We start from the raw sequence: 10947 nt of genomic DNA on the forward strand, positions 1-10947 counted from the left end.
GAACCACCGAACAAACTGGCTATGCTCACCGCATGGCCGCTCTCGGATGGCTCACACCCCGTAGGCGCTCCGCCACCGCGCGGAGCGTGCTGGCAGGCGAGGCTTCGGCGGAGGCCGCGCGCAAGTCCTCGCTGGAGCTGGAGGACCTCGAAGGCCAGGCACCGCCGGGCGAGGAGGAACGGGCCGAGGAGTCCGCCCCCGACTTCCCGGTCGCCGGCGACGACAAGGCCGCGGCCTTCTTCGACCTGGACAACACCGTGATGCAGGGCGCCGCGATCTTCCACTTCGGCCGCGGCCTGTACAAGCGGAAGTTCTTCCAGCGCCGCGAGCTGACCCGGTTCGCCTGGCAGCAGGCGTGGTTCAGGATCGCCGGGATCGAGGATCCCGAGCACATGCAGGACGCGCAGAACAGCGCCCTGTCCATCGTCAAGGGCCACCGCGTCGCCGAGCTGATGTCCATCGGCGAGGAGATCTACGACGAGTACATGGCCGAGCGCATCTGGCCCGGCACCCGCGCCCTCGCCCAGGCCCACCTGGACGCCGGGCAGAAGGTGTGGCTGGTCACGGCCGCCCCGGTGGAGATCGCCACGGTGATCGCCCGCCGCCTGGGCCTGACCGGCGCCCTCGGCACGGTCGCCGAGTCGATCGGCGGGGTCTACACGGGCCGGCTCGTCGGTGAGCCGCTGCACGGCCCCGCGAAGGCCGAGGCCGTCCGCGCCCTCGCCGCCGCCGAGGGCCTGGAGCTGGGCCGCTGCGCCGCGTACAGCGACTCCCACAACGACATCCCGATGCTCTCCCTCGTCGGGCACCCGTACGCGATCAACCCGGACGCCAAGCTCCGTACGTACGCCAAGGAGCGGGACTGGCGGCTGCGCGACTACCGCACCGGCCGCAAGGCGGCCAAGGTCGGCATCCCGGCTGCGGCCGGCGTGGGCGCCGTGGCGGGCGGCACGGCGGCCGTCATCGCCCTGCAGCGCCGCCGCCGCTGACCCTCCCCGGAGCGCATTCCGAACGTCTTACCCGGCACCGGGCGGGGCCAGTCACGCGGATACCACTCGGCCACAACGCGTCACGACCGCTGCCGGAAGATGACCTAATCCGATCAACAAGTGGTCACTCTCCGGTACTTGAACCATCGTCGATCAGCTACAGAAGTGACGTAATCGGTGATTTGAGCAACTGGGTGTAGCGCTCCCTGCACGAAGCGTTATTCTCCTCAGACGCATTCCGGCACCCACTCGTCAGTACGACGAGTGAACGGTCCGGTACTGCACGTGATGGAAGCTCTGCCTCTGGGAGTCCCGTGTTTCAACACGTCGGGGTTGACGCCTCGGGCCTGGCTACGCTGCGCGCAACGGTCGTCGACCGGCTGCGCGGCTTCGTCCCCACCGCGTACGCCGTCCCCGCCCTCGCCGTCCCTGCGCCCGCCCGCCCGTGCTTCGCCATGGCCGACAGCGGCGCCGCCACGGCGGGCAGACGGGCGCGCTCCGGCGCCGCCGGCACGTCCGGCACTTCCACGGCCCGCCGTCCCGCCGCGGACAGCGACAGCGCGCGCATGATGGACCTGGTCGAGCGCGCCCAGGGCGGTGAGGCCGACGCGTTCGGGCGCCTCTACGACCAGTACAGCGACACCGTGTACCGGTACATCTACTACCGCGTGGGCGGGAAGGCGACGGCCGAGGACCTCACCAGTGAGACCTTCCTGCGCGCGCTGCGCCGGATCGGCACCTTCACCTGGCAGGGCCGCGACTTCGGCGCCTGGCTGGTCACGATCGCCCGCAATCTGGTGGCCGACCACTTCAAGTCCAGCCGTTTCCGCCTGGAGGTCACGACAGGCGAGATGCTGGACGCGAACGAGGTGGAGCGCTCCCCCGAGGACTCGGTCCTGGAGTCCCTCTCGAACGCGGCACTGCTCGAAGCCGTGCGCCGGCTGAACCCGCAGCAGCAGGAGTGCGTGACGCTGCGCTTCCTCCAGGGTCTCTCCGTCGCCGAGACCGCCCGCGTCATGGGGAAGAACGAGGGCGCGATCAAGACCCTCCAGTACCGGGCCGTCCGCACCCTCGCCCGGCTCCTCCCGGACGACGTACGCTGACCGACCGTCACGATCCGCATCCTCCAACTCACCTTCTGTGAAAGAGAGATGCGATCGCGGTCGGATCATCCGTCGGTCCGTAACCCAAGTGCCGCGCCGATCGTTGTGCGGGATGCAGGCTCCCTGTGGTCACATCCGGACCGGTTTCACTCACTCGATCGTGTGCAAACTCTTCCGGTGTGCAACCCCAGGACCACCTGGGGAGTCGACCGTCATGACGAGAGGAGGTGCCGCCAGTGATCGCACATGTCTCGGCACACCGGCGGGCGAACGCCTTCGCCCAGGCCCTGGAGGACGAGTCCGCCCAGGACGCGGTGGCGCAGCAGCCGGAAGAACCGGCCGCCCCGGTCGCCCTGTCCGAGCAGTCCGAGCAGGGCAGACTTCTGACCCTGACCGAAGGCCTCGGCGAACTGCCGAAACCGGAGCTCGACCCCGAGGTCAAGGTGGTGCAGCGAGCCCAGCTCGTTGCCGCCATGGAGGCCATGTTCGCGGAAGGGGCCCCAGGCCCAGCCGTTCCCGAACAGCGGTCGGCGAAGGCCAAGGGCGCACATCGCGCCAGCCCGTTGCGGAAGCTGCGGCCCCGCTCCCGCCTCACCAAGGGCATCGCCGCGGGCGGGCTCACGGTCGGTGTGGCCGCGGGCGCGTTCGGCGGCGTGGCGGCCGCCAGTTCGAGCGCCCTGCCCGGCGACCACCTCTACGGCCTCAAGCGCGGCATGGAGGACCTCAAGCTGGGCATGGCGGACGGTGACTCCGACCGCGGCCAGATCTACCTGGACCAGGCGTCCACGCGGCTCAACGAGGCCCGTCGGCTGATGGACCGCGGCCGCACCGGACACCTCGACCACGAGTCCCTCGGCGAGGTCCGCCGCGCCCTGTCCGGCATGCAGTACGACGCGTCGGAGGGCCACAAGCTGCTCAGCGCGGCCTACAAGCGGGACGGCTCCCTGGGGCCGATCCAGGCGCTCTCCGCCTTCGCCGAGTCGCACCGCAAGAGCTGGTCCGCCCTCAGCGACAAGCTGCCGGTCCAGCTCGGCGACGTACGCGACCAGGTGAGTTCGGTCTTCGCCGCCATAGACGAAGAGGTCGAACCGCTGCGTTCCCTGCTGCCCCAGCCTCCCGGTCAGGGCAGCAAGGGCGGTACGGACCGGGGCAGCGGCACCGCCACGGACACCCCCGGCACCGAGCACTCGGCGCCGTCCGGCACCACGGGCCACGACCGCCACTCGTCCTCGGCCAAGCCCAAGCCGTCCAGCTCCAGCAGCGGCAAGGACGACGGCCTGCTCGGCGAGACCACGGGCGGCCTGCTCGACCCCCCGAAGGACGAGTCGACCCCGACCCCGTCCGAGGGCAAGACCGGCGACAGCACCACGGGCCCGGCCAAGCCGGACGTGACCCTGCCCCCGCTCCTCCCGGGCCTGCTCCCCGGCCTGGGCATCGACAGCGAGGACGCCGGCTAGCAGCACGCGCATGCGTCAGGGCCCGGGGAACACCACCCCGGGCCCTGACGTATGTCTCTCAGAAAAACACCGACCGCCGCTGCACCAGCAACTTGTAGAGCGTGTGCTGGATCTGCTCACGCACCTGGTCCGTCAGATTGAACATCAGCATCGGATCCTCCGCCGCCTCCGGCGGATACCCGTCCGTCGGGATCGGCTCGCCGAACTGGATCGTCCACTTCGTCGGCAGCGGCACCGCCCCGAGCGGCCCCAGCCACGGGAACGTCGGCGTGATCGGGAAGTACGGGAAACCCAGCACCCGGGCCAGAGTCTTGGCGTTGCCGACCATCGGGTAGATCTCCTCGGCCCCGACGATCGAGCACGGCACGATCGGCGTCCCGGCGCGCAGCGCGGTCGAGACGAAGCCGCCGCGGCCGAACCGCTGGAGCTTGTACCGCTCGCTGAACGGCTTGCCGATGCCCTTGAAGCCCTCCGGCATGACCCCGACCAGCTCCCCGCCCTCCAGCAGCCGCTGGGCATCCTCCGCGCAGGCCAGGGTGTGCCCGGCCTTGCGGGCCAGCTCGTTGACGACCGGGAGCATGAAGACCAGGTCGGCGGCGAGCAGCCGCAGATGGCGGCCCTCGGGGTGGTTGTCGTGCACGGCGACCTGCATCATCAGGCCGTCCAGCGGCAGCGTCCCCGAATGGTTCGAGACGATCAGCGCCCCGCCCTCGGACGGGATGTTCTCGATGCCCTTCACCTCGACCCGGAAGTACTTCTCCGCGATCGGCCGCAGCAGCGACATCAGGACCTGGTCGGTGAGCTCCTTGTCGTAGCCGAACTCGTCGACGTCGTAATCGCCGGTGATCCGGCGCCGCAGAAAGGCGAGCCCACCCGCGATCTTCCGGTCCCAGCCGCCCCGCTGCTCCGCAGCCGGGCCGGTCCCGGGCACCTCGGCGTCCGGCGCCGGAGGCTGCTCCTGCACGGGTACGGCCGCCATCTCGCGTACGGCAGCGGGCTGCTCGGCCCGGCGCCGGCCGCCCGGCCCCCTGCGGCGTGCGGCAGCCTTGCCGGTCGCCCCCCGCGACCTGTCGTCGTCGAACGGAATGACCTTGGCATCAGCCATCGTTGATGCGCTCCTCAGTTGGCGCTCTGCGTCGGGGGCCGGCTCGGCGTACGGGCACCGCCCAGGAAGGGCAGCGCGGCCACCCTGTCCACGGCTGACGCCAGGGCCTGGGGTGGCAGCAGCCCGGGCCCCCGGCCGCGTACGAAGTCCGCGAAGGTCTCCGCGGTCGTGTACGCGGGCCGGAACCCCAGGGTGTCCCGCATCTGGGCCGTCGACACCACCCGCCCGTGCGTGAGCAACCGGATCTGCTCGGGCGAGAAGTCCGTGGCACCCAGCGTACGCAGCGCGCCGCCCACCCAGGTCACGGCCGGCAGCAGGACGGGCACGGTCGGCCGGCCGAGTCGGCGCGAGCACTGCGAGAGCAGCAGCACCCCGTCCCCGGCGATGTTGAAGGTCCCGCTGTTCAGGGTGGAGCGGCGCGGCTCGTGCGAGGCGATGCGCAGCACCTCGATCACATCGTCCTCGTGCACGAACTGCAGCCGCGGGTCGTACCCGAACACGGTCGGCAGGACGGGCAGCGCGAAGTACTGGGCGAGCGGCGAATCGGCCGTCGGCCCGAGGATGTTGGCGAACCGGAGCACGCACACGGCGACATCGGGCCGGCGCCGGGCGAACCCGCGCACATATCCCTCGACCTCGACGGTGTCCTTGGCGAACCCGCCGCTCGGCAGCGACTTGGGCGGCGTCGTCTCGGTGAAGACGGCCGGGTCGCGGGGCGCGGACCCGTACACGTTCGTACTGGACTTCACCACGAGCCGCCGCACGCTGGGCGACTTCTGACAGGCACCGAGCAGCTGCATCGTGCCGATGACGTTGGTCTCCTTGACCGAGCCGCGGCCACCGCTGGCCAGCGGGGTCCCGGTGACGTCCATGTGCACGACGGTGTCCACGGAGTGCTCGGCGAGCACCCGCCCGATCGCCGGCTGCCGGATGTCGGCCTGGAGGAAATCCGCTCCGCCCAGATGGTGCGCGGGCGGCACGGCGTCCACCGCGATCACCCGGTCCACGTCCGGGTCCCGCTGGATGCGCCGCACGAACCGGCCCCCCAGCTGCCGGGCCGCCCCGGTCACGAGCACGACCTTGCCCAAGATCAGCGCCTACCTTCCGTCGCAGCCCCGCCGCGCTCCGCAATCACTGCTCGCGCCTCACGTTAGCGGTTCGATGTTGCGCTGTGATGACCGGGCGATGCATGAAGTGACGACAGCCACAGCCGTACGTACATCGCGGGCCGGCCCAACGCACTGTGGCCCTCCCACCGAACGGTGAAAGGGCCACAGATGACGCGCTTGACGCAGCAGTCGCTTACTTCTTGTTGCGACGCTGCACGCGGGTGCGCTTCAGCAGCTTGCGGTGCTTCTTCTTCGCCATCCGCTTACGGCGCTTCTTGATAACAGAGCCCACGACTACCCTCGCTCACTTCTCGGACAAGCCCCGCGAAAGCGGGGACCATCACTCGGTGCGGGGCTGCATTGGGGCCCACACGACCTACGGGGGGCCAGCCTACCCCGCCCGAGTGCCGAGCCAGAAATCGAGGGCTTCGCCGGCTACGGATCAGCCCGCATCCACCCCCACATAGGACTCGCGGAGGTACTCGTGAACCGCTTGCTCCGGGACGCGGAAACTCCGCCCGACCCGGATCGCGGGCAGATGACCGCTGTGCACCAGCCGGTACACGGTCATCTTGGACACTCGCATGACCGAGGCGACTTCCGCCACGGTCAGGAACTGCACCTCGTTCAGAGGCCTACTCTCACCAGCAGCCATGTCACACCTGAACCTTCCGCACTCGACGGCCACCGGCTTCCCCTTCCGGTGACTCAACGTCGTTGCGTGCTCACTCCCCAATGTAGGGGCGTGTGGTGCGAGTGGGGAAGAGGAGCAGCGATCGGCCGCCTACTGTGACAGACACGCTCGATTGAGTACATAGCGAGTAAGCGGTCGGTAGTAATCAGACCGCACAGCGTCATCAAGCGGAACGACGACGGACACCTGCCCCTCGGCCTCACCGACGAACAGGGCCGGATCATCCGTATCGGCCAGGCCGATGGCGTCGAACCCCAACTGACCTGCACCGCAGACCCATCCGTGGTCCCCCACGACAAGCTCTGGAAGCGGTTGCCCGGCCTCCGCCAGAGCGGTCAGAGCGGTACGAACCGGGAGGGGGGAGTGCGTGTGCGCGCCGGTCTCACTTCCGGGCGGCCACGCGTCCGGTTCCCGCACCAGCGCGACGCCTCGTACGTAGTCAAGGTTGTAGGTACGTAGACCAAACCGGGTCGTTATGTCGACACTGAGACCCTGCGCGGGAGTGAGAACGGGACAGCCGGCCGCCGACAGGGCACTCGCCAGGGAGGCGTAGAAGCCGAGCAGTCGGTGCGGGTGTCCCGTCCCGATGAGCACGGGAGACCGCGCGTCGGCGGCCCTGCCGAGGCGGTCGCCGAAGGCGTCCAGCGCCGCCAGCGTACGTTCCGGATCGATGATGTCGTACCCCGAGGTGTGTCCCGGATCCGGCGAGACCCCGCATTTGTCGGCCATGAGGGCGAGCAGATCCCGCTGCCCCCAGGCCCACTCGGGATCGAGCCCGAGCAGCACACGCGGGTCCCGCGCCTCGAAGAGCCGGTAACTGCGCAGACTCTCCTCGCGGGAGGTCGCCACGGGCCCGGCAAGCCGAGCCGCCAACAGATGCGCACGAAGGGCGCCGGTGCTCAACACCTTTGCGATGCTGGCCCATTGACGCCCGGAGCACCCCCAAAACCCCAAAACACCCCACAGAGGGAGTAACCCATGAGCCGTGGGCAATCTGCCGCTGCCCGCCGCAATCTCCCCCGCCACAGCCCAGCTAAGCCAGCAACCCCCGCAAGGGAAACGCGGCCTTCCGCGTAGCAAGAATCGCCTGATCCAGCCGATCGGCGGGGTCGTACCCCTCCTCCCACCCCCGGAACACCACAGGCCACCGCCCATCGGTCATCCGGGCAGGCGCCAACTGCCGCGTACGAGCGAAGACTTCCTGCCGCCACGACTCGGGAATCACGGTCTCGGCATCGATGTCCCGCCCGGCGGCGACGGCCACCAGATGCGTCCAGGACCGCGGCACGACATCGACGACGGCATACCCGCCGCCTCCGAGCGCGACCCACTTCCCGTCCGCGTACGTGTGCGCCAGCTCATGACAGGCGACCTGCACGGCCCGCTGCGCGTCGAGCGACACGGCGAGATGGGCGAGCGGATCCTCGAAGTGCGTATCGGCCCCGTGCTGGGTAACGAGGACCTGCGGCCGGAACTCGGCGAGCAGCTCCGGCACCACGGCGTGGAACGCCCGCAGCCACCCGGCGTCCCCGGTCCCGGCCGGCAGCGCGACATTCACGGCGGACCCCTCGGCGGCCCCGTCGGCCCCGGTCTCCTCGGGCCACCCGGTCTGCGGGAACAGCGTCCGGGGATGCTCGTGCAGCGAGACGGTCAGCACGCGCGGGTCCTCCCAGAACGCGGCCTGCACCCCGTCCCCGTGATGCACGTCCACATCGACGTACGCGACGCGCTCGACGCCCAGCTCCAGGAGTCGCGCGATGGCCAGCGCCGCGTCGTTGTAGACGCAGAACCCCGACGCGCCGCCCGGCATCGCGTGGTGCAGCCCGCCGGCGAAGTTCACCCCGTGCAGGGCCTCCCCGCGCCACACGGCCTCCGCGGCGCCCACGGACTGCCCGGCGATCAGCGCGGACACCTCGTGCATCCCGGCGAAGGCCGGATCGTCGGTGGTGCCGAGCCCGTACGAGGGATCAGCGGCGGCCGGATCCAGGGAGGCGGCCTTGACCGCCTCCACGTAGTCCTCGCGGTGCACGAGCTGGAGCGTGGACTCACCGGCTCTGGCCGCGGCCACGACCTCCACGTCCCCGGCCCGGTCGAGCCCGAAGGCCCCCACCAGGCTGCGGGTCAGCTCAAGGCGGACCGGGTCCATCGGATGCCCGGGCCCGAAGTCATACCCCGCTACCGCCGGGTCCCACATCAACTGCACGCGGCCGCTCATGCCCGCCACCGTATCGGTCACCGCCCTTCCCGAACGAAGGGGCGTACACCAGCGTCACCAGCACCAACGCCATCGGGACGAGCATCGCCCCGCGATAGCTCCACGCATCGCCCAAAGCGCCCACGAGCGGCGAACCCACCAGAAAACCAACGTAGTTGAAGATATTGAGCCGCGCGATCGCGGCGTCGGAGGCCCCGGGAAACATCCGCCCGGCCGCCGCGAAGGTCTGCGGCACGATCACACACAGCCCGAGCCCGAGCAGCGTGAACCCGAGCATCCCGACCCACGGCCCGGGCGCCACGGCCACCACACCGAACCCGGCAGCCGCGATCACGGTCCCGAGCCGCACGACGGCCACGGCCCCGAACCGCCGCACACCCACATCGCCCACGGCCCGCCCCACGAGGGTCATCACCATGTAGACGTTGTACGGAACCGTGGACAGCTGCTCCGAGCTCCCCAGCACGTCCTGAAGGTACTTCGCGCTCCAGTTGGAGACGGTCGAGTCCCCGATGTACGCGAACGCCATCACCAGGCACAGCGGCAGCAGCATCCTGAAAACGACCCCACCGCCCGCCGCCTGCCCGACCTGGTCCTCCACGACGGCAGCGGCGCGCGCGTCGACGTACCACCGGCTGCCGAGAAGACAGAGCGGCACCAGCACGGCGGCGACCGGCAGATAGGACACGAACAGCGACAGCTCCCAGTGCGCCCCGGCCCACGCGAGCGACGCACCCACGATGCCGCCCAGGCTGTACACGGCGTGGAACCCGAGCATGATGCTGCGCCCGTACGCGCGTTGCAGGCTGACGCCGAGCATGTTCATCGACGCGTCGAGCGCGCCCACGGCGAGGCCGAACGCGGCGAGCGCGACGGCGACCTCCACCAGGGTGTCCCCGGCCCCGACGCCGAGCAGCGCGAGGAGCACCACGGGCTGCGCCCACCGCAGTACGCGGCTCGGCCGCACCCGCTTGACGAGCTGCTCGGTGCCGACGCTGCTGACCCCGGCGAGGATCGGCACGGCGGCGAGAAAGACGGGAAGCAGCCCGTCCGAAATCCCGTACTGGTCCTGAATGGCGGGAATCCGGGTCACGAGGAGCGCGAACGCCACCCCTTGGGCGAAGAAGCTGAATCCGAGCGCTCTTCGGCCCCATCGCATCGCGCCTGTTATGCCTGCGTTCCCATCGGTCATGGCGGCTCAGCGTATGCGCCCGGCCTACCGCTGGGTAGATAGATCAAGCACCCAATTCCCGTGGACGGTCCCCCAGTTCGGCAGCTCAGCCCAGGAGCCCGACCAATTCACGCATATCGCCGAAGAGACCGTCGGCGTCCTTGAGCCGCTCGGCCGGCGTCATGGCGGTGAACCCGTACACGTCCATCCCGGCGGCGACGGCCGCCTGCACCCCGAGCGGACTGTCCTCGACCACCACGCACTTCTCCGGTGCGACGCCCATCCGCCGGGCCGCGTACTCGAAGAGATCAGGCGCCGGCTTCCCCCGCCCGACATCCTCGGAACTGAAGACGCGCCCCTCCCCGAACCACCGATCGAGCCCGGTGGTCCGATGCCCGACCCGAATCCGCTCATGACTCCCCGAAGAGGCCACGCAGTACGGCACCCCGTCGGAGGTCAGCTTCTCCAGCACCTCCACGACTCCGGGCACGGGCTGCAACTCCCGCTCGAACGCGGCGAAGACCCGCCCGTGAAAAACATCGTCGAAGTCAGCGGGCAGCCGCTCCCCGCTCCGCTCGAAAACCAGGTCGTGTACGCGGTGCAGGGCGGCGCCCATGTAGTCGCGCAGGGAGTCCTCGTACGAGGTCGGGTGCCCGAGCTCGGTGAGATAGCCGGCCAGCAGCGTATTGGAGAGGGGCTCACTGTCGACGAGCACACCGTCGTTGTCGAAGATGACCAGTTCGTAGCGCATACGACGACTTTACGACCCCGTAAACGCAGAAAGCCCCCGTGCCAATGGCACGGGGGCTTTCTCAAAATTTGTTCGGCGGCGTCCTACTCTCCCACAGGGTCCCCCCTGCAGTACCATCGGCGCTGTAAGGCTTAGCTTCCGGGTTCGGAATGTAACCGGGCGTTTCCCTCACGCTATGACCACCGAAACACTATGAAACTGACAACCGCACCACGCCGTGACCATGGCATGGGGTTGTTCGTGGTTTCAGAACCAACACAGTGGACGCGAGCAACTGAGGACAAGCCCTCGGCCTATTAGTACCGGTCACCTCCACACCTCACGGTGCTTCCAGATCCGGCCTATCAACCCAG

The 10947-nt window shown here is 69.6% G+C and carries 11 protein-coding genes and 1 rRNA gene; 3 read left to right on the forward strand and 9 right to left on the reverse strand.

Translation table 11 applies throughout. From position 1 onward, the window contains the following. Positions 1 to 32 precede the first annotated feature (32 nt). The 3 genes from K377_RS39260 to K377_RS39270 all read left to right on the forward strand — a co-directional run bounded on the left by K377_RS39260 (position 33) and on the right by K377_RS39270 (position 3549). The gene (locus tag K377_RS39260) at positions 33 to 989 is read left to right on the forward strand and encodes an HAD family phosphatase (RefSeq protein ID WP_111668444.1); all 957 of its coding nucleotides are present in this window, start codon (positions 33 to 35) and stop codon (positions 987 to 989) included. 314 nt (positions 990 to 1303) lie between these two features. Then, positions 1304 to 2092: an ECF subfamily RNA polymerase sigma factor, BldN family gene (locus tag K377_RS39265; RefSeq protein WP_111668445.1), complete on the forward strand. Its 789-nt coding sequence runs from the start codon at positions 1304 to 1306 to the stop codon at positions 2090 to 2092. Between the two features lie 236 nt (positions 2093 to 2328). Next, a complete protein-coding gene (locus K377_RS39270; protein WP_111668446.1) occupies positions 2329 to 3549 on the forward strand; it encodes a DUF5667 domain-containing protein in 1221 nt (406 codons plus the stop codon). A 58-nt stretch (positions 3550 to 3607) separates the two neighbouring features. On the opposite strand, the gene K377_RS39275 is transcribed toward K377_RS39270, so the two are convergent. The 9 genes from K377_RS39275 to rrf all read right to left on the reverse strand — a co-directional run bounded on the left by K377_RS39275 (position 3608) and on the right by rrf (position 10781). Continuing rightward, on the reverse strand, positions 3608 to 4654 hold the full coding sequence (locus tag K377_RS39275) for a lysophospholipid acyltransferase family protein (protein ID WP_111668447.1): 1047 nt from the start codon (positions 4652 to 4654) through the stop codon (positions 3608 to 3610). 14 nt (positions 4655 to 4668) lie between these two features. After that, entirely contained in the window at positions 4669 to 5742 is a 1074-nt protein-coding gene (locus K377_RS39280) for an NAD-dependent epimerase/dehydratase family protein (RefSeq protein ID WP_111668448.1), read from the reverse strand. Between the two features lie 214 nt (positions 5743 to 5956). Then, positions 5957 to 6055 (reverse strand): 30S ribosomal protein bS22, encoded by a 99-nt coding sequence (locus tag K377_RS39285; protein ID WP_003948845.1) that lies wholly within the window; start codon positions 6053 to 6055, stop codon positions 5957 to 5959. Positions 6056 to 6205: 150 nt separating this feature from the next. Then, a complete protein-coding gene (locus K377_RS39290) occupies positions 6206 to 6418 on the reverse strand; it encodes a helix-turn-helix domain-containing protein (protein ID WP_158689180.1) in 213 nt (70 codons plus the stop codon). A 129-nt stretch (positions 6419 to 6547) separates the two neighbouring features. After that, the gene (locus tag K377_RS39295; protein WP_111668449.1) at positions 6548 to 7363 is read right to left on the reverse strand and encodes a phosphatase; all 816 of its coding nucleotides are present in this window, start codon (positions 7361 to 7363) and stop codon (positions 6548 to 6550) included. A 127-nt stretch (positions 7364 to 7490) separates the two neighbouring features. Beyond that, positions 7491 to 8672: an acetoin utilization protein AcuC gene (locus K377_RS39300; protein WP_111668455.1), complete on the reverse strand. Its 1182-nt coding sequence runs from the start codon at positions 8670 to 8672 to the stop codon at positions 7491 to 7493. Then, positions 8623 to 9831, reverse strand: a complete 1209-nt coding sequence (locus K377_RS39305) for an MFS transporter (RefSeq protein WP_202454988.1) — start codon at positions 9829 to 9831, stop codon at positions 8623 to 8625. The genes K377_RS39300 and K377_RS39305 overlap by 50 nt, the downstream gene beginning before the upstream one ends. A 118-nt stretch (positions 9832 to 9949) precedes the next feature. Further along, on the reverse strand, positions 9950 to 10594 hold the full coding sequence (locus tag K377_RS39310) for an HAD family phosphatase (RefSeq protein WP_111668450.1): 645 nt from the start codon (positions 10592 to 10594) through the stop codon (positions 9950 to 9952). Between the two features lie 70 nt (positions 10595 to 10664). After that, a 5S ribosomal RNA gene (gene rrf / locus K377_RS39315) occupies positions 10665 to 10781 on the reverse strand. Positions 10782 to 10947: the final 166 nt, after the last annotated feature.

It is taken from the genome of Streptomyces sp. PsTaAH-137 (assembly GCF_003259365.1).
GTDB lineage: Bacteria > Actinomycetota > Actinomycetes > Streptomycetales > Streptomycetaceae > Streptomyces.

What these genes read in the sequence shown, in the direction of transcription:
- K377_RS39275 (WP_111668447.1), bottom strand. Translation starts at nt 4,654, where the DNA reads ATGGCTGATGCCAAGGTCATTCCGTTCGACGACGACAGGTCGCGGGGG.
- K377_RS39310 (WP_111668450.1), bottom strand. Translation starts at nt 10,594, where the DNA reads ATGCGCTACGAACTGGTCATCTTCGACAACGACGGTGTGCTCGTCGAC.
- K377_RS39290 (WP_158689180.1), bottom strand. Translation starts at nt 6,418, where the DNA reads ATGGCTGCTGGTGAGAGTAGGCCTCTGAACGAGGTGCAGTTCCTGACC.
- K377_RS39260 (WP_111668444.1), top strand. Translation starts at nt 33, where the DNA reads ATGGCCGCTCTCGGATGGCTCACACCCCGTAGGCGCTCCGCCACCGCG.
- K377_RS39305 (WP_202454988.1), bottom strand. Translation starts at nt 9,831, where the DNA reads ATGCGATGGGGCCGAAGAGCGCTCGGATTCAGCTTCTTCGCCCAAGGG.
- K377_RS39300 (WP_111668455.1), bottom strand. Translation starts at nt 8,672, where the DNA reads ATGAGCGGCCGCGTGCAGTTGATGTGGGACCCGGCGGTAGCGGGGTAT.